The organism is Vibrio penaeicida, from assembly GCF_002933855.1.
In the GTDB taxonomy this organism is placed as follows: domain Bacteria; phylum Pseudomonadota; class Gammaproteobacteria; order Enterobacterales; family Vibrionaceae; genus Vibrio; species Vibrio penaeicida_A.
Genome location: NZ_BFAQ01000028.1, coordinates 158,620 through 178,361 on the forward strand (window position 1 = coordinate 158,620; position 19,742 = coordinate 178,361).

15 protein-coding genes are annotated in these 19,742 nt (G+C 44.9%); 1 reads left to right on the top strand and 14 read right to left on the bottom strand.

Going from position 1 to position 19,742, the window contains the following annotated elements; genetic code table 11:
• Positions 1-5 precede the first annotated feature (5 nt).
• From VPNCDNU1_RS16645 to VPNCDNU1_RS16660, 4 genes are all read right to left on the bottom strand, one after another.
• Positions 6-716 (bottom strand): phospholipase D-like domain-containing protein, encoded by a 711-nt coding sequence (locus tag VPNCDNU1_RS16645; RefSeq protein ID WP_104401349.1) that lies wholly within the window; start codon positions 714-716, stop codon positions 6-8.
• Positions 717-5,588 (bottom strand): DNA repair ATPase, encoded by a 4,872-nt coding sequence (locus tag VPNCDNU1_RS16650; RefSeq protein ID WP_104401350.1) that lies wholly within the window; start codon positions 5,586-5,588, stop codon positions 717-719. It lies immediately after the preceding gene.
• A gap of 64 nt (positions 5,589-5,652) precedes the next feature.
• On the bottom strand, positions 5,653-7,806 hold the full coding sequence (locus VPNCDNU1_RS16655) for a peptidase (RefSeq protein WP_104401351.1): 2,154 nt from the start codon (positions 7,804-7,806) through the stop codon (positions 5,653-5,655).
• A gap of 30 nt (positions 7,807-7,836) precedes the next feature.
• On the bottom strand, positions 7,837-8,481 hold the full coding sequence (locus tag VPNCDNU1_RS16660) for a DUF1449 domain-containing protein (RefSeq protein WP_237324158.1): 645 nt from the start codon (positions 8,479-8,481) through the stop codon (positions 7,837-7,839).
• Between the two features lie 376 nt (positions 8,482-8,857).
• On the opposite strand from VPNCDNU1_RS16660, the gene mutS reads away from it, so the two are divergent.
• The gene (gene mutS / locus VPNCDNU1_RS16665) at positions 8,858-11,389 is read left to right on the top strand and encodes a DNA mismatch repair protein MutS (protein ID WP_104401402.1); all 2,532 of its coding nucleotides are present in this window, start codon (positions 8,858-8,860) and stop codon (positions 11,387-11,389) included.
• A gap of 81 nt (positions 11,390-11,470) precedes the next feature.
• Here mutS and VPNCDNU1_RS16670 read toward each other — a convergent pair whose 3' ends face one another.
• From VPNCDNU1_RS16670 to eno, 10 genes are all read right to left on the bottom strand, one after another.
• Complete coding sequence (locus VPNCDNU1_RS16670) at positions 11,471-11,992, bottom strand: hypothetical protein (RefSeq protein WP_104401353.1); 522 nt, start codon at positions 11,990-11,992, stop codon at positions 11,471-11,473.
• Between the two features lie 191 nt (positions 11,993-12,183).
• Positions 12,184-13,170, bottom strand: coding sequence for an RNA polymerase sigma factor RpoS (gene rpoS, locus VPNCDNU1_RS16675; protein ID WP_104401354.1), 987 nt, complete (start codon positions 13,168-13,170; stop codon positions 12,184-12,186).
• Positions 13,171-13,229: 59 nt separating this feature from the next.
• Positions 13,230-14,156, bottom strand: coding sequence for a peptidoglycan DD-metalloendopeptidase family protein (locus VPNCDNU1_RS16680; protein ID WP_104401403.1), 927 nt, complete (start codon positions 14,154-14,156; stop codon positions 13,230-13,232).
• Between the two features lie 16 nt (positions 14,157-14,172).
• Positions 14,173-14,799 carry a protein-L-isoaspartate(D-aspartate) O-methyltransferase gene (locus VPNCDNU1_RS16685; protein ID WP_104401355.1) on the bottom strand — a complete coding sequence of 209 codons (627 nt, stop codon included), beginning with the start codon at positions 14,797-14,799 and terminating at the stop codon, positions 14,173-14,175.
• Positions 14,800-15,546, bottom strand: coding sequence for a 5'/3'-nucleotidase SurE (surE, locus tag VPNCDNU1_RS16690; RefSeq protein WP_104401356.1), 747 nt, complete (start codon positions 15,544-15,546; stop codon positions 14,800-14,802).
• A 98-nt stretch (positions 15,547-15,644) separates the two neighbouring features.
• The gene (gene truD / locus VPNCDNU1_RS16695; RefSeq protein WP_104401357.1) at positions 15,645-16,697 is read right to left on the bottom strand and encodes a tRNA pseudouridine(13) synthase TruD; all 1,053 of its coding nucleotides are present in this window, start codon (positions 16,695-16,697) and stop codon (positions 15,645-15,647) included.
• A 3-nt stretch (positions 16,698-16,700) separates the two neighbouring features.
• Positions 16,701-17,177 carry a 2-C-methyl-D-erythritol 2,4-cyclodiphosphate synthase gene (gene ispF, locus VPNCDNU1_RS16700; RefSeq protein WP_104401358.1) on the bottom strand — a complete coding sequence of 159 codons (477 nt, stop codon included), beginning with the start codon at positions 17,175-17,177 and terminating at the stop codon, positions 16,701-16,703.
• A 10-nt stretch (positions 17,178-17,187) separates the two neighbouring features.
• Entirely contained in the window at positions 17,188-17,913 is a 726-nt protein-coding gene (gene ispD / locus VPNCDNU1_RS16705) for a 2-C-methyl-D-erythritol 4-phosphate cytidylyltransferase (protein ID WP_104401359.1), read from the bottom strand.
• Between the two features lie 12 nt (positions 17,914-17,925).
• Positions 17,926-18,213, bottom strand: coding sequence for a cell division protein FtsB (ftsB, locus tag VPNCDNU1_RS16710; RefSeq protein ID WP_104401360.1), 288 nt, complete (start codon positions 18,211-18,213; stop codon positions 17,926-17,928).
• Positions 18,214-18,371: 158 nt separating this feature from the next.
• Positions 18,372-19,673 (bottom strand): phosphopyruvate hydratase, encoded by a 1,302-nt coding sequence (gene eno, locus VPNCDNU1_RS16715; protein ID WP_101112515.1) that lies wholly within the window; start codon positions 19,671-19,673, stop codon positions 18,372-18,374.
• Between the last annotated feature and the right edge of the window lie 69 nt (positions 19,674-19,742).

Below are 19,742 nucleotides of genomic sequence, written 5' to 3' on the forward strand. Positions count from 1 at the left end.
TCTCCTTATGCAATTTCAGGTTGATGGAATGGAAACTTTTGCCAAAGCTGTTCAAACTGCTTTTGATACGGCTTAACAAAGCGCGCGTCATCCGTCAGCGTAATGTCTTCTTCATTGTACTTAGACGCACTACGCGTCCAGTTAAAACTGCCATTTAACAAGCGAACACCATCGAAGATCGCAAATTTATGATGCATATGATAAGAAGTGGTATCAACCTTCACTTCCACACCTTTCTCCACCAAATAATTCACATCGTTACCCTTATCAAAGATCTTATCGTTGTCTGTCACAACTCGAACTTTTACACCACGTTGATGAGCTTTGATGATGTGCTTCGTCAATTCGTCGTCTGCAATGGTAAAGACGCAGATATCAATCGTGTGACGAGCTTGATTAAGCTGCTTAATGATCCCTTCCGCACAAGAACGTCCGGGAGAAAACCAGCACCCAACTAAATCACCACCCGCATCCGATTTTGCGTTATCCAGCACCTTGATGGTCTTTTCAAGCCAGCGTACGATGCTGCTTGCATCGGCACCGTCATTGATATTTTGATGAGCCAGTTTAAAACTTTGATTGCGTAGGAATGAGCGATCTTCCTGGTTGAGCTCGGCATTACTTAACTTGTCGTTAAGTTCACGTCTTTCAGAATCATCCAAGCGGTGATCTTCAATCGATGACTTAAGCAGTTCATGCAGTTGTTCCCTATTCACCTATTTATCTCCTAATCCTTGAGTGACGCGACTCATTGTTTGGTTAAGCGCGGCGAGTTGTTGCACAACCTGCCCTGCCCTATCTTCAGAATCTCCCATCAGCTGATTACGCTGATAGCCTTCTCTTATCTCATTCCAGCGAGCTTGTTGCTCCGGTGTCATTCCGCCACGAAGTTCTGCCAACTTCAGCAAGTTTTCTTCGGTGCCGTTTGTCAGTGTTTGGGCTTCACCCTGATAGTGATCTTGCAAAAGTGTTTGAAGCTCTTCTTCGGTCATCACCGATGAAATCTTCTCTGCTAACTTATTCATGTTTCGATAAGAACCTTGCAACTTAAATGGTGGTTCTACACGGTATTGATCCGCGGTAGCGGCAGACGCGATGTATTGTTGGTTAACTTTAAGTACGGTTTGCTGCACAGTGAGCAGCTTCTGCAACGTCGATACGATTTCAGAAGACTCAGTCGCAGAGTAGGAGTGAGACATATCACTCAATGGAATGCCTTCACCATTCGCCATTCGTACAAAGCGATACAAGTCGTTCAGATCACGAGTCGCAAGTGGAGCAAGAACAGGGTGAGAAGTCAGCGAGTTCTCGACAAAGCTAAGTTCAAACGCCTCTTTCTGATCCGATAACATGTCACCTAGGTTGTAGATGTCTGCACGGTTTGCCAACATATCTGGGATTCGGAACATATCGCCAGATTCCGTGTACGGGTTACCGGCCATCACGACTGAGAACTTCTTGCCGCGCATATCGTAGGTCTTTGTTTCCCCACGCCACGTGCCTTCAATTCTCCTTGTGCCATCACACAGAGATATGAATTTCTGCAAGAATTCGGGATGGGTGTGCTGAATGTCGTCGAGATAAAGAAGAACGTTGTTCCCCATTTCAAACGCGAGGTTGATCTTCTCAATCTCTCTTGCGGCATTTTGATCGGGTGCATCACGAGGATCAAGCGATGTGACTTGATGCCCAATCGACGGACCATTGATCTTCATAAAGACCAAACCCAACTTATGCGCCACGTACTCGATCAAGGTGGTTTTACCATAACCCGGTGGAGAGATAAGAAGCAGCATACCCATCAAATCGGTCCGCTTGTTTTCTCCGACCGTGCCCATTTGCTTCGCAAAGTTGTCACCAATCAACGGAAGATAACTTTCACTGATCAATTTGTTGCGAACAAAAGAGGTAAGCGGTCTTGGTTTGAATTCGCCAAGTCGGAAATCTGATTTCGCTTCTTGCAGCAATTCCGCTCTCTTATTGAGGTACGACTCAAATTGCGGAATCGTAATACTGCGGTGAAGTTCACAGCGCTGCAGAAAATCGTCTAGAACTAAGCTCAACTTACCTTGCTCTAGATTTCCATGTTCGCCCAGTAACCCTTCAACCTCACAAGTCAGCGAAAATTCAACAGGGCTAAGGGAAGATTCTGGTTGCTCTTTCCAAACCGCTATCGCCGCGGCTTCAACGACAAACGCTTCTCCACGGCTTTGCTGATCTGTGTAGGCAGTCAGCCATTGAAGGTGATCTTGCATGCTGACTTCAGGTGCAGCTTGACTAGAGCTCCAGCCCAAGCTGCGGCGGAATTGTAAATAGTCATCACATAACTCCATCGCATCACGGCTGACTTCAATTCGATCGTCCGATTTAGCTAGGAGCTGAATCAAATAGTCACTGGCATCAGCCAGTACGCCACGCCCAAACTGAGCGAGATTGGGCTCTAATTCTTTTTGTAGCTGTTGGTACGCATCAGGCGATTGCAAATGCGTTTTAAGCAAATTCGCGTTGTTTGCTTTCGCCTTCCAATCAGAAAGATCTTTGCGTTCTTGAGCAATGAGCCACATCCAAGCTGTCGCTCGTTCTTTTTGTCCAAATCGAAGCGAACCGGCTTGCTCAAAAACGGGAAGAAGTTGATTTAGAATCTTTTCCGCGTCGTGATCATGAATACCTTTGACGTAGCCCTCTTTATAGCGAGGCGCTGAAAAACGTTGAACCAAACTGAGTAGTTGACCCGATTTTCTCGCTGCCAGTAGCGCATCAACATCAAAGTCATCCGCTAAACTCATTGCGGAATGTAGGATCAAGTAGGATAAATATTCTGCACGATAGATGGTGTCTGTTTCAGAGGCAACATCCAATTTAGATATATTTTGCAGTGCGAGGAATTCTTCATCTTCAATAGATTGATAGAAATCCGTTCCTGAAATATGGGTATTCAGCTCACCAGCGTGCTCTACCAATGTGATGTCCAACGGTTGCTGGTTTACACTGAATCGGTGTTTACCTAAACGAAGAATCTTGCCACCGTCTTCAAAGATGTCTTGGTTATCTCGCAGAGAACGAAGCGATTGGTCTTGTACCGATTTCAGTTTTGCATCAACACTGTCTGCCTTTACGCTGTCACCCAAATCGCGTATGGAATCCGACAACTGGCGCAATTTCATTACCATTGCGTCGGTGGCAAAATAGCTGTTTAACCCAGCTACATCATCAAATCGAGCGACACGTTTTTCAATGCTATTGAAGGTGACATTAGCCGCTTGCAACAAGTTTTGAATCCGGCGCTGCTGAGCACTCACCAACTGCTGTTTGTGGTTCTCCAGCGTGGACTGGATTTCATCGCGCTTGGTGTAGATTTCTCCAAGAAACTCATCAAAATCTGCAAATCTAGATTCGAGCTTTTCAAGCTGACCGATTAATTTGGCTAGCTGGTTATCACACTCGTCCGGTGTCGTCGCTTGCTCCATGGCACTGTTGACCGATTGTGCAAGTAATTTGAACTGAGCGCCAAATTCTGCTTTGGCTTCGTCGCTACGTAACCCGCTATTTTTGTTTCTGAGCTTCGCCGATACCGCATTCAACATGGACGATACTTCGGTCGTCATGTCTAGAATTCGAGTCGACTGTGTCGGATCTTCGGTTTCAATGTCGGTGACTTCTTCTGTCACTAACTGAAGCTCTGAACGAAGCTGTTCTACTTGAGCTTGAAGGTCTTGAATATCCGACGTTTTTTCTACTGTCTCTAGCTGTTCTTCAACCGACTGGATCTGCTTCTTAAAGGGCTGGTATGCTTTCTCATCTTGAAGCAATTCAAGCAACTGTAGATTCAAATATTGTCGCTGCTCATCCAGCGACGCTAACAGCCCGTCAACCTTCAACGTATTGATGTAATGATGTTGTCGCAGCGCCATGGTGTTACCCACCTGCGCTTTCACTTCAGAAAGAAGCGTTAACAGGCTTGCGGCTTGATCTTTCGGCGCTAACTTTACTTTGCCAATCAATGCCGTGACGGCTTCAGATTCTTGCTCTAGCGCGTGTAACGCATGGACTTGAAGCTGCTGAACTTTGGCAAATTCATCAATGATTTTATCGGATGTAGACATTACCTCTTGGATGGCATCACCTAGCCCTAGCGCATAGTCGTGAGCTAACCAATGGTAATGATCCAATGTTGCCTGACACTGTTTCAGCAACGCTTCGTATGCCGCTTGGGTGACTTCCTCCGTCGATGCGAAATGACAAATCGACAGAACCGACGACAACGCTCGTACTAATTCTGCATTGCCCAGATTAAACAACGGGCTAGAGGCATCACTTTTCGCGCTGTGGCGGCTGTAATAATCCGGCGTTGAATACGGGGTTTCCCATATTCTCATCGGGTGAATCGTAGAAGCTTCTGCGTTTTCAGAAAGTTGGAATACCAATAAACGACCGTCTGGATACAAACTGTAGCCGTGGCTTTCCATTGGCGCAGAAAACTGCTTTTCAATCATGTTGTAGGTATAAACAACGTAATACCCTTTCACCATGTTGAAAAAGATGTACATAAGATCTTCGCCATTCGGAGAGGCTATCTTCTGGAAGAATTTAAGATCCTCCCACGGCATATCGAAATGCTTGCTCTCTCCATTGGCTAAAACAAAACCATGGGAGTAAAGAATACCGTGCTCTTCAGGCAGTTCTTTTGCACTTACGTCTAACGCATCCGCTCGTGTCACGGCTTGGTTTAGTGGGTTGTATAGAAAATAGCGTTCTTGCTTTTCTCGGTTGGGTAGAACTCTAAGAGCAATCAGATCACCAATAAACGCATAAGCAATACTCGCATCAGCAACACTTTGGTGAGGGTCGTCCACCTCTTCGCGGTAGATCCCTTTCCCCTCTTCGGTATTGTCTTCTACTTTGATGGTAAGGTCGCCACCTACACATTCCACAAAAAGCTTATCTTTGATAGAAACGTGAGGGTATTTCCCTAAAACATGATCGTCACGTGTGGTTTCAATCCAGTCGAAGTCATGCTGAGTTGCTGACTCTAATGAGGTGTGTCCAAGCGAATCAATATACTCAATAGAGTGCTTGTTCAGTTGGAATCGGAATACTTTGCGATCTTCCGCACGCATTCCAATTTGGAAAGCGATATACAGCGTGCTTTCTTGCCGAGAAATTTGTGCCAACTTGGCATCTTGGTAATAGGTAAACAGCTCGGTAAATTCATGCACAAACCGAGGTTCAGAGAGAAAGCTCTCTTTCAAACTGATGGGTTCTATTCTGAACGTGCCATCATTTTCATGAAGTTGGTAAAGGCCAAATACATCTTCTAGAGCCGGTTGCGATTTCATACCGACATGCACTTCGTAACCGAACAACAGTTGCCGGTTAACCTGCGCCATATCGACGGGAACACATCGCGCTTCCGTCTGTACATTAGCTTTGCCAATCAAAGAGAGTTCTTGACCACCAAAAACCTGTTGACGTTGCTGATTGAATTGTTGAGAAATGTCTTTAAGTTTGCTGCCTTGTTGAGAAAGGCGAGACTTCAGCACCTCGTAGGCACCGCCTTCAGTGACAGCCTGCTGCGTTGTTTCTGACATGCTTATACCTTTAAAACCCACACTTACAGGAAGTAAGTGTGGGTGATGGACTCAATAGGGGCGATTAAGATTCAGAGCTATCAGAGGTGTTTACCGTCTGCTGAATTTTCTTCAGAAGTTCTGTTGCACCACCTTGAGAATTCAGTAAGCTCGCCAAAGCTACATTACTTAAGTCACTGCTTTTCAGTTCAGTATTTTCCAGAATGTCTTTGATGTCTTGCGGCAAGCTGCGATCGCCGTTCATGTATTCCGCAACAAGCGGGTTCAAGACTTTCGACTCTTCAAATTTCACATCCATTGACGCAGAATCAATCACAGTGCGGCGAATTTGCTCCATACCGTCGCCACCAAATAGTTTGATGTCTGCAGCTGCCAAGGCTTGTGCCAACGCTTTCGCGCTTTCACTTGAAACGTCTCTTTGAGCATCAATTCGTGCCAGATCCAGCTCTTTCTCTTGCTGAAGCTGCATAACCCACTTGTCGTGTTCACGTGTTTGGTCATCGTATTTCTGAGCCGCTTCAAAACGTGCAGTTTGCGATTCTGCTTCAGCCAGACCTTTCGCGCGTAGTGCGTTCGCTTCGGCTTCACCAGCACTTTGCAATGTGTATGCTTCTGCCTCACCGGTTTCACGTATCGCTTGCGCACGTTCACGATCCACTTCCACTTGCGCCAAACCAGTTGCACTGATTTCTTCTTTCTCTGCAAGCGCCATGCGCTCTTTCGCAGCGGCTTCACGCTCTTTCAACAAGTATTGCGCTTCTGCTTCTTTCGCTGCAGCTTCTAGTTCTGCTTCCGCTTGACGCTGGCGCACAACTTTTTCTGCATCCGCTTGTTTGGTTACCACTATATGTGCAGCTTCTGCTTCACGAGTTTTCACCGCTAATTCGTTTTCGGCATCACGCGTCTTCACTTTCAGCTCTGCGTCTTTCTCGATCAACAAACGCTCAGCTTTTTCTTTGGCTGCGTCTTTTTCAGCACGTGCTGCTACAAGCAACTCAAGTTGCTTCGCTTCTGCAACGGCTTCAGCCTCAACCATAGAAACGCGCTTCTTACGGTTAACTTGCTCGTTGACACGCAAGTTCTCTGTCTCTTCTTCTTCACGTGCGATCTTTCTTTCAATTTCTACGCGTTGTGAACGCGTTTCAGCGACGGATTTCAGAGCTTCTTCTACAGAAGTTTCTTTTTCCATCTCTTTTTGTACCACTTCAGAAGAAGTACGAACTTTTTCAGTTTCCACCGCACGGCTTAGCTCTTCTTCTTGAATCGCAACCTGACGCTTATTCGCGATACGCGTCATTTCGACTTCCATCTCTACGCTTTCACGTTTCTTAGAGACTTCTTCTTCGGTTTCTAATTTCGCGAGCTGAGAGACACGTTCGTATTCTTGGCGCTTCTCTTCAGAAAGTGCATTTTCTTGCGCTTCAATAATTTCAATTTCACGCTGAGTACGTGCAATGCTTTCTTTTTCTTGCTTGTCTAGTTGAAGGCGGTTTGCTTCTGCTTCAACGTCTTTTTTCTTGATGGTTGTGCGCTCGTCTTGGCGGATCGCATTGGTTTCCGTGTTCTTCTGAGCAGTAATAGAAGAAATTTTGCGGATCCCTTCAACATCTAGAATGTTATCTGGGTTGTGTGCTTCAAGTGACGTTTGGTCAATCTTGTCTATAACTACATCATAGATTTTGAAACCATCCATTTCGCTACCGATAACTTGTACAACGGCATCACGGAATGTGCGTCGGTTGGTTAGCAGCTCTTCAAACTCAAACTGCTTAACCGCTGTTTTCAATGCTTCAGAAAACTTAGGTTGGAAATGCTCTTTAAGGCGGTCTAGGTTAGATGCTTCATTCGCTGTGAAGAGTTTCGCTACGCGAACAATGTCGTCTTCTTCATGGTTAACACCAATATAGAAATCCACTTTCAAGTCTGCGCGGATATTATCGCTGCAATGCAAGCCTTCGTATTCTTCGCCTTCTTGGTCTTTACGACCACTGCGAACAACCGATATTTTCTTACGTGTGATATCCATATATTCGAATCGGTTTACAACCGGCCAAACAAAGGTACCCGTTAGTGATGCTCGTGTTCTGTCGATGCCATTTACGATTAAGGCTTCACCTTCAATTCTGACTTTTTTATAGCGAGAAGTAAGGAAAATAAGAACCATTAAAAATAGCACGACACCGGCTAATATGAACACCATACTGGGTGATAAAACCATGACCAACTCCTTAAAGGGTTTTAATTGTATTTATGCTTTCGCAACGAAATAGCGCTGCGATTCATTATCTTTCGACACGATGACTACTTCATCGCCATGTTGAATATCTTGTTTACTGCTGGATACCACATCAAGCAATACTTCATTTCCATTATGAAGAATAATGACCTCTCCACCGACATCTTGACTGACTTGGCTGCTGTGCACTTTTGCTCTGAGCCCTATGTAGTCAATCTTGGCAAAGGCGTTTTCTTTGTTAAAGAACGGAGCCAATGGTTTGAGCAAAATCGATGCTATGTATAAAGCTATATAAGCAACAATCGGCAATGAAATGGCGCCAAAGACAACAGACAGTGTGTCGGACAAAGAAGAAAGTAGAAGTGTATCGAGGTAGTACTCGATAATAGTTGCAACAAACAGGCTAACGCACAATGCAATAGGCAGAGGAACTTTGGTTAAAATGGGGGGCAGAATTAGGCTGCCACCCGTCATATTATCCAAATCAACGATATCCAGTTCACCTAATAAGCCTTCAAATACATCAAAGACCAAATCAATGAGCATAATGACAAAGAAGATGATAAAAGGAATAAAAAAGACGTTCGTCGGAAACGAAAGTAGTACCGACAAAAACAGTTCAAAAGCCATGTGTTTATCCAATTTGTTGTTAGTCATTGCCTAGCCGGGCTAATGCTAACGTTATCTATTTAAGATTTATTTTCAAAACGATACAGAACGACCTAATAAAATAAAAGTCAGTTACAGGGTTTATTGATGCGCTTCAAAAAAATACATTGAATTTATTATCAATGAGAAATTAGTTCAGAATTCATATTTAAGAATTGCTATCCCGTGGAACGAAATCGTGTTCCGCTTAAACCCGCGTTAATATGCACCTATCACATCCTGTCTGTTGGATTGCAACAAGCCCAAAACGTCATTGCTTTCTGGCTGGCTGGTTAATATCATTTACGCCACATTTTTGTCTGATAAGACAATCAAAAAGGAAAAACCAGTGACAACCAGCACCGCGACGCAAAAACACACGCCGATGATGCAGCAATACATGAGGCTCAAAGCGGAAAATCCTGACATCTTGCTTTTTTATCGCATGGGGGATTTTTACGAACTCTTTTATGATGATGCAAAGCGGGCGTCTCAGTTACTGGATATTTCTCTGACTAAGCGTGGTGCCTCTGGCGGTGAGCCGATCCCTATGGCGGGGGTTCCTTTCCACGCTGTAGAAGGCTACTTGGCAAAACTGGTTCAACTCGGTGAGTCGGTAGCGATATGCGAGCAAATTGGCGACCCTGCCACCAGCAAAGGACCAGTAGAGCGTAAAGTCGTTCGTATAGTAACACCCGGCACCGTCACTGACGAAGCTCTTCTTGCTGAACGAGTCGACAACCTCATTGCCGCCATTTACTACCACAATGATAAGTTTGGGTACGCTACACTCGATATGACGTCGGGTCGATTTCAGCTCATGGAACCCGATACAGAAGAAGCCATGGCGGCCGAACTGCAGCGAACCTCCCCTAAAGAATTACTTTTCCCTGAGGATTTTGAACCGGTTCATTTGATGGCAAGCCGAAATGGTAACCGTCGCCGCCCTATCTGGGAATTTGAATTGGACACCGCAAAGCAGCAGCTTAATCAGCAATTTGGCACGAAAGACCTGGTTGGCTTTGGTGTTGAAAAAGCAGAGTTAGGCTTATGTGCCGCCGGATGCCTGATTCAGTACGTAAAAGACACGCAGCGTACCGCTCTGCCACACATTCGATCATTGACCTACGATCGCCAAGATCACTCTGTGATCTTAGATGCCGCCACTCGACGTAATCTAGAAATCACTCAAAACCTGGCAGGCGGGTCGGAAAATACCCTCTCGGAAGTGCTTGATTATACGGCAACCGCTATGGGTAGCCGCATGCTCAAACGTTGGCTGCACCAACCAATGCGTCAGTTGGATACCTTGAACCAACGATTAGATGCGATTTCTGAAATAAAAGAGAGCGCACTTTTTGGTGAGTTACACCCTGTGTTAAAACAGATCGGCGACATAGAACGAATTCTGGCAAGGCTGGCTATTCGCAGTGCAAGGCCACGAGATCTGGCTCGCCTTCGCCATGCGATGCAACAACTTCCTGAGCTCTCAGAGATCCTCGAGAGTGTGGCTCATCCTTACCTTAAAAAGCTTGCCGGTTTTACCTCTCCTCAAGGTGAGCTCTGTGATTTGCTAGAACGTGCCATAAAAGAAAACCCGCCAGTGGTTATTCGTGATGGCGGTGTGATTGCTCAAGGCTACAGTGCTGAACTCGATGAGTGGCGCGACCTCGCGGATGGTGCAACGGAGTATCTAGAAAAGCTCGAAGCTGAAGAACGCGATCGACACGGCATCGATACACTCAAAGTCGGCTACAACAATGTTCATGGCTTTTTCATTCAAGTGAGCCGTGGTCAAAGCCACCTTGTTCCACCTCACTATGTTCGCAGGCAAACATTAAAAAATGCCGAACGTTACATCATTCCTGAGCTAAAAGAGCATGAAGACAAAGTTCTGAGTTCGAAATCTAAAGCGCTTGCGATAGAGAAAAAACTTTGGGAAGAATTGTTCGATCTACTTCTACCTCACCTTGAAGCCATGCAAAACCTTTCCTCTGCATTATCACAGCTGGATGTTTTGCAAAACTTAGCCGAGAGAGCAGAAAGCCTAGACTATTGCCGCCCGACCTTAAGAGACGAAATTGGCATCCACATTCAAGCAGGTCGTCATCCAGTGGTTGAACAAGTGATGGATGATCCCTTTATCGCCAACCCGATTGTTCTGGGTGAAGAGCGTAAAATGCTGATCATTACCGGTCCCAATATGGGTGGTAAATCCACCTATATGCGTCAAACTGCGTTAATCACGCTAATGGCGCACATTGGTTCTTATGTACCAGCTGAATCCGCTGTTATCGGATCAACAGATAGAATTTTTACCCGAATTGGCGCATCCGACGATTTAGCTTCTGGTCGCTCAACCTTCATGGTCGAGATGACTGAAACCGCCAACATTCTCCATAATGCCACGGCACGCAGTTTGGTTTTGATGGATGAGATTGGACGCGGAACCAGTACCTATGATGGGTTATCGCTAGCATGGGCAAGTGCGGAATGGCTGGCAAATAACATTGGCGCGATGACCTTATTCGCAACACACTACTTTGAGCTAACCGAACTTCCAAACCAGTTGCCAGCATTGGCTAACGTGCATTTAGACGCTGTCGAACATGGTGACACCATTGCCTTTATGCATGCTGTTCAAGAAGGTGCCGCGAGCAAATCTTATGGTTTGGCGGTTGCGAGTTTGGCCGGTGTACCAAAAACCGTCATTAAAAATGCACGCGCTAAATTGAATCAACTTGAACAGTTGAGCAACCAACAACCCAACTCCCCTAGCCAAGTGGATGTAGCAAATCAATTGAGTTTGATTCCAGAACCAAGCGATGTTGAATTGGCACTTGCCGATATCGCTCCGGATGATCTTACCCCACGACAGGCATTGGATGCGTTATATCGATTGAAGAAAATGCTATAACTGAAGAAGCGGCTGTAATTGAAGAAGCGGTTGCGATTTGAAACGTAAAAAGGGCGAGAATATTCTCGCCCTTAACATTCATTATTCGAAAGAAAGATTCACCTTATTTGTTACCCCTCTTTCTACGTCCACGTAGCCCGTTGCTGCAAGCTTGTTTCCTGCATACGCTTCCGCTTTTACATAGTAGCGACCGCTATTGACGACCGCTAATGCACTCATTCGATGGAAAGTCACTGGCTTATCAACAATGTAACCTTCAGCCGTAATTGGGAACAAGTACATTTTCGCGTTCAACTCTCCGCCACTGTCCAAATGGATCGATTTACCAAATTTCACTTCAGTTAACCCTTTGGGGTTTTTCGCTTTAGATAGCGACACTCTGCCAAAATCGGGGGAATGAACGGTTGCCTCGGTAATGTAAAACGCCGTCTTTTGAGTTGAACGTGTTTCTGTAACTGCGTTATCTGTAGATGACGAAGAACCACCAAACACCGCGTCAATCGTTGAATTGCTAATATCCTTAACAATTTGATTTTGTTGCGTGGAAGAACATCCTGTTAAAACTAAAGCCGATACAATAGTGGGAAGAATTAAACGTTTCATTAAAGTCCTTTGAATCTTTTTTATTAATATCGCAAAACATTTTGCTTAAAAATTAAACCCAAATCAAACATACATTCAATGAATACATTAGGAGTGTTAACAAAATAAGACTACTTAGATCCCAAAAATACAAATTCTATGGGCAAACAAAAAGAGCTGCCATTGGCAGCTCTTCCTTCACATTTCAACGCCTAGTCGTTTTCGACATTAAATAGTGATTCCATGTTCAGCCCTTGTTTCACTAAGATCTCTCTTAAACGGCGAAGGCCTTCAACTTGGATCTGACGAACGCGTTCACGAGTTAGATTGATTTCTCGTCCCACTTCTTCCAAAGTGGACGGTTCATAGCCAAGAAGACCAAAACGTCGTGCAAGCACTTCTTTCTGCTTAGGATTCAGGTCATCAAGCCAGTCAATTAGAGAATGTTTTATATCGTCATCCTGCGTACAAACTTCAGGATCAGAGTTATTTATGTCTGGAATGATGTCGAGTAGTGCTTTTTCACTTTCGCCACCAATTGGCGTATCCACAGAACTGACTCTCTCGTTAAGACGAAGCATCTTACTCACGTCATCAACAGGTTTATCCAGTTTTTGTGCGATTTCTTCAGCCGTCGGCTCGTGATCAAGCTTCTGAGAAAGCTCTCGAGCTGTTCTAAGATAAATATTCAGCTCTTTTACAACGTGAATGGGCAGTCGAATGGTTCTTGTTTGATTCATCAACGCCCGTTCAATGGTTTGACGGATCCACCAAGTTGCGTAAGTTGAGAATCGGAAACCTCTCTCTGGATCAAATTTCTCTACTGCACGGATTAAACCTAAATTACCTTCTTCGATAAGATCGAGTAGTGCAAGACCACGGTTACCGTAACGGCGTGAAATTTTCACAACTAATCGCAGGTTACTTTCGATCATTCGTTTGCGGGCAGCTTCGTCACCGCGAAGTGCGCGACGCGCATACAAAACTTCTTCTTCGGCGGTAAGCAGTGGAGAAAAACCAATTTCTCCTAGGTAAAGTTGAGTGGCATCTAAGCTTTTCGATGTGACTTCAAAGTCTTCTTTTTGCTCAGATTGTTTTTCAGGTGTCAGAGCTCTTGTTTCTGCGGCAGGTTGTTCCATTGCAACCGCTTCTACTTCAAACTCTTCTTCGACTTTCGTTACTGCATTGCTGATACTCATAGTGCCTCCCCCTGGCGAGTTCGCAAGACATTACTACTATCAATGTCGTTGAATTGTAACTAGGGCAAGTAGCGCTTAGGATTCACTGACTTTCCCTGATAGCGAATTTCGAAGTGTAGACGAACACTGTTGGCGCCAGATGAACCCATTGTTGCGATTTTCTGACCAGCTTTTACACTTTGTCCTTCTTTTACTAGCAAGCGTTCATTATGGGCATAAGCACTGAGGTAGTTGTCATTATGTTTGACGATGACAAGATTGCCATATCCGCGCAGTGCGTTACCTGAATAAACGACTGTTCCTTCCGCAGTAGAGACTATGGATTGACCTCGCTGTCCCGCAATGTCTATCCCTTTATTTCCCTGCTCTCCTGTGGAAAAACCTTTTGTGATTCGACCCTTAGTAGGCCATAACCACTTAGAAATCTTAGTATTATTCTTTTTTGTTGTCTTAACAGGTTTGTTAACAACCTGTTTACTTTTATTTTCAACATACTCCTTTGATCTAGATTGATCAAGCTTCTTTGTTGATTCTTTTTTAACCGGTGGCTTTTCTTTCCTTTTCGGCTCACTCGCTTTTGATTTGGGAACACTTGCAGCTGTCGCTGTTGCTGCCCCAGCTGTAGCCGCTGTTGCTGCCGATGCAGTAGTCACTGCCGCTACTTTAACAGAGTCAGAACCTGAGCCAGCTAAATCTGGGGCGACATAAGCAGGTTGCCATAATCGGATTTTTTGGCCGGGGTGAATCGTATAAGGAGAGGAAAGTCTATTGTATTTAATGAGTTGATTAACGTCCTTGCCCGTTACATAAGCAATGAAATATAGAGTGTCACCTTTTTCGACTTCGTAATAGCTACCACGATAGCTGCCACGTTCTACTTGCTCATAATTCTTCCCTAGGCTAGAAACTGGTGCAGGGCTGTGCGCTGCACATCCTACCAGAGTAGTAGCGAGAATTATTTGAAAAAGCGAAGCTGTTTTTTTCAGTGACACTCAATACCCTTTAAGCTAAATCACCCGCAACCAATGGTACAAATCTAACAATTTCAATTACTTCTGTAACTATCTCGTTGTTAAGTTTTTGTACTTTGATCAAGGTTTGTTCGGCTTCGCCGACAGGGATCACTAAGATCCCCCCTTCATCTAACTGGTCCACTAGTGCTGCTGGAACTTCACTGGCTGCGGCTGTAACAATAATGGCATCAAATGGCGCTTTTGCTGCCCAGCCTTTCCAACCGTCACCATGTTTGGTCGAAACATTATAGATATCCAGTTGCTTCAACCTACGTTTAGCGTCCCACTGCAACGACTTAATACGCTCAATAGAATAGACATGATCCACCAGTTGGGCCAATACTGCAGTTTGATACCCCGATCCCGTCCCCACTTCAAGTACCTTACTGTCAGTACGAAGATTTAGGAGTTCAGTCATTTTTGCCACAATGTAGGGCTGAGATATTGTCTGTCCTGCTCCAATGGGCAATGCGTTGTTATCATAAGCCTGATGCATCATTGCTTGTGAAACAAAGGATTCTCTTGGCAATCGTCGAATGGCATCCAATACATTGATATCTTGGATACCCATTCCCTGTAAAAATTCAATTAATTTATTGGCTTGCGGATGACTCATCTACCTATTCCCCTTTAACCAATGCTCCATGCTTGGTAAAGATTCATGCGCCGTCAAGTCTACTTGGAGCGGCGTTATAGACACTAATCGATTTGAAATTGCATGGAAGTCGGTTCCTTCCCCTGCATCTTGTTCTTTTCCAGGAGGACCTAACCAATAAATTTCATGCCCTCTTGGATCGCTCTGCTTAATCATGTCTTCTGCATGATGGCGAGCCCCAAGTCTTGTCACTTCGAAAGGCGTAAGATCTTGAATCGGAATATCTGGAACATTCACATTAATCAATCGATTGGTCGGAATAGGATGGCTAAGATGCTGCTCAACCAATTGTTTTGCGACATGTGCAGCGGTTTCAAAATGATGCTTGCCCGCCAACGATATTGCGATCGACTGAACCCCAAGAAAGTGACCTTCCATCGCCGCTGCGACGGTTCCTGAGTACAGAACATCATCACCTAAGTTTGCACCATGGTTTATACCAGAGACAACAAGGTCCGGCTTATCTTCTTTCAACAATTCATTCAACGCAAAGTGCACACAGTCCGTTGGTGTTCCTTGCACTGAATATACGTTTTCTTCTAATTCGATGACACGCAGAGGTATTTCAAGTGTCAGGGAGTTGGAAGCACCGGAACGATTCCGATCTGGAGCAACAAGAATAACGTCAGCAATATCTGACAATGCACGCTTTAGTTCATGTATGCCTTGAGCATGAACACCATCATCATTGCTCAATAATATTTTCATCTATATCTCTACCCAATACCGAAAGGGTTAATACGCTACGAAGATTATGCGCTATCAAGGTTGAGTGTACTTTAAGCTAGTACTCTCTGTTTCGAATCCTAAGAAGGCGAAAATTGACGCTCTTCTTCCTCAGCATTCACCAATTCACGCATAATAGAAGTAGCAAAACATCCAGAAGGTAACCAGAATTTGAGTGCGATCTCATTATCCTGTACATCCCACAGCAATTCTTTCGGGAAAAGCTGCACTGCTCGACGTTCATGCCGCATTCTGTTGCCACGAATAAGCGCCATCAAATCAGGCTCAGCGTCCAAGCAAGGCTGCTCTAAGTCCAATACAACATCAGATGTTGGCAAAGCGTTATCACCTGCCATGGCTGCCGTTATCTCGGCTTCACCGTCAGAAACAAGTTTCTTGCTGTCTGCAAGATTGGCTTCTGTCACTTTGAACGTACCTTCTGCGTTTAAAAGGATGTCGCCAATGAGTGGTGATTGCCACACACCCGATTCAATTCGCTTGGAAAGAATGTGATTGAATATCCACGAGCGTGCACTAGAAAGATACAAGCTGCGCTTGTTTTGATTGCGAGTGCGCACATTTTCACGTCCCCAACGTCGAGCTTCTTCTACGTTGTTCCCATCACGTCCAAAGCGTTGCGCACCAAAGTAGTTTGGCACGCCATGGCGAGCAACATTGTCCAAACGCGATACCACACTAGGAATATCCGTGACTTGTGTCAGCGTTATCTCAAAGAAATTGCCTTTCAAATCTCCCGGTCTTAATTTTTTGTTATGACGGGTGATGTCGAGAATTTCGATACTGGGATACTGCGTTAGAAATGCTGAAAAGTCGGGAGTATCGCCTTTTGGCAAGTGGACACTTAACCATTGTTCCGTCACGGCATGTCTATCTTTTAAGCCTGCCCAGCTGACGTCTTTTGATTTCACGCCACATGCTTTAGCCAATTCATTCGCAACAAAACTGGTATTTTCACCTGTTTTTCGAATTAGCAACATTAAGTGCTCTCCAGCACCTGTAAATGAAAAACCCAAGTCTTCTTTCACAACAAAATGTTGCGGCTGTGCTTTCAGCTTTGCCTCGGCTTGAGGCTTTCCATTCGAATACGCAAATGGGGCGAGAATATCGTTCATAATTTACTTCTTGATGATTAAAGCTACTGCTTCTGTCGCAATGCCTTCTTTTCTACCAGTAAAACCAAGACGTTCAGACGTCGTCGCTTTCACATTAACGTTGCTGATATCGGTTTCTAGATCTTCTGCTATAGATTCACACATTGCGTTAATGTGAGGTGCCATTTTAGGCGCTTGAGCAATTATCGTGACGTCGACGTTGCCAATGACATAGCCTTTTTCTTTAACTAGGCGGTATACGTCTCGCAACAATGCACGGCTATCTGCACCTTTCCATTTATCATCGGTATCAGGAAAATGACGACCAATATCACCTTCAGCGATAGCACCAAGTAGTGCATCGGATAGAGCATGGAGCGCCACATCACCATCGGAGTGAGCAACAAGGCCAAACTCGTAAGGCACCTTGACCCCACCAATGATAACTGGTCCTTCACCACCAAATTTATGCACGTCGAAACCGTGTCCAATTCGAATCATTTTGTGTTCCTTAATCATTCCGGCTCAGATAGAACTCAGCGAGTGCTAAATCTTCTGGTTGAGTAATCTTAATGTTGTCAGAGCGACCTGTTACTAATAGAGGTTGATAACCACATCGCTCCATAGCCGAGGCCTCGTCTGTAATAAGCGCACCTTGTACAAGTGCCTCATTAAGAACCTCTTGCAACTTTTTACAGCGAAACATTTGTGGTGTTAGTGCATGCCACAGGTTTTCACGTTCCACTGTACTTTTAATTTGTTGGCTAGAATCACTGCGCTTCATGGTGTCTTTGACAGGCACAGCCAAAATGCCACCAATAGTATGCTCTTTACATGTCGTAATAAGCCTATCAATATCACCATGTGTGATACATGGACGCGCCGCATCATGTACTAGAACCCACTCGATATGTTCAAAGTGAGTATTTATATAATTCAATCCGGAAAGAACCGAATCAGCTCTCTCAATCCCGCCCACTACTCGTGTTATTTTCGAGTGTTCCGCAATAGCAAGGTCAGAAAAATACTCATCATTTTCGCTCACTGCTATCACGATATGAACGATCATTGGATGAGAAAGAAGAAGGCGAACCGTGTGCTCTAATATGGTTTGATCACCAATAGTGAGATATTGTTTGGGGCAATCCGCTTGCATGCGGCTACCAACACCGGCCGCTGGAACGATGGCTATCACACCATCTGCATGAGAACCTGTTTGAGAATCTGTTTTTGTCATTACTTTATCTGATTATCTGGAACTGCTTTCTTCACCAATAATACGGAAGAAAGTTTCGTCATCTTTAATTAACCCTAGCTCATTTCGAGCTCGTTCTTCGATGGCATCCAAACCTTGGCGAAGATCATCAATTTCCGCGAACATTTCTTGGTTGCGCTGACGCAGCTTCTCATTCACCTTTTCTTGGATGGCGATGTCTCTTTGAGTTGTCGCTAGATCTAGCTCGCCATTCTTACTGAACCAAACAGCATATTGCAAAGCAATCAGTAATCCGACTAAGACTATGGCAAAGAATCGCATGGCGTCATCCAAGAAAAAAACGTAGGGGCATATATACCATATTCAGGCGGTTAGAGCGAAGAGAACGGCAGAGGTTTGGTCAAGCAGATACAAAAATGCCCCGCACGTGCGAGGCATTTTTTAAAGCATGAAAGCTAAGCGTTTAATTCAGTTAAGAATTAAGCTTGACCTTTAACTTCTTTAAGACCGTTGTAAGGTGCTTTTTCACCTAGAGCTTCTTCGATACGAATTAGCTGGTTGTACTTAGCAACACGGTCAGAACGGCTCATAGAACCAGTCTTGATTTGACCTGCAGCAGTACCTACCGCTAGATCAGCGATAGTTGCGTCTTCAGTTTCGCCAGAACGGTGAGAGATTACAGCTGTGTAACCTGCGTCTTTAGCCATCTTGATTGCAGCTAGAGTCTCAGTTAGAGAACCGATTTGGTTAAACTTGATAAGGATAGAGTTAGCAACGCCTTTCTCGATACCTTCCGCTAGGATCTTAGTGTTAGTAACGAATAGATCGTCACCTACTAGTTGAAGCTTGTCACCTAGTAGTTCAGTTTGGTGCTTGAAGCCAGCCCAATCAGACTCGTCAAGACCATCTTCGATAGAAACGATTGGGAATTGGTTAGCTAGCTCAGCTAGGTAGTGGTTGAACTCTTCAGAAGAGAAAGTCTTACCTTCGCCCTTCATGTTGTAGATGCCAGCGTCTTTGTCGAAGAACTCAGATGCAGCACAGTCCATAGCTAGAGTCACGTCTTTGCCTAGCTCGTAACCAGCATTAGCAACAGCTTCTGCGATAACTTCTAGTGCTTCAGCGTTAGACTTAAGGTTAGGAGCGAAACCACCTTCATCGCCAACTGCAGTGCTGTAGCCTTTAGACTTAAGAACTTTAGCTAGGTTGTGGAATACTTCAGCACCTACACGTAGCGCTTCTTTAAGAGTCTTAGCACCAACTGGTTGGATCATGAACTCTTGGATGTCAACGTTGTTGTCTGCGTGCTCACCACCATTGATGATGTTCATCATTGGTAGAGGCATAGAGAATTGACCAGGAGTGCCGTTTAGCTCAGCGATGTGCTCGAACAAAGGCATGCCTTTCGCTGCTGCAGCTGCTTTAGCGTTCGCTAGAGATACCGCTAGGATAGCGTTAGCACCGAACTGAGATTTGTTCTCTGTTCCGTCTAGGTCGATCATGATGCCGTCAACGTCAGCTTGAGCTTTCGCGTCTTTACCAACTAGAGCTTCAGCGATTGGACCATTTACAGCGTCAACTGCTTTAAGAACACCCTTACCTAGGAAACGTGCTTTGTCACCGTCACGTAGCTCAAGAGCTTCGCGAGAACCAGTAGATGCGCCTGATGGTGCAGCCGCCATACCTACGAAACCGCCTTCTAGGTGTACTTCAGCTTCTACAGTTGGGTTACCACGTGAGTCGATGATTTCACGACCTAGAACTTTAACGATCTTAGACATTAATGTTTCCTCTCGTTCAAATATAAATGTCAAATTTAAAGGGTAGCCGCACTGCGTTCGCGACTACCC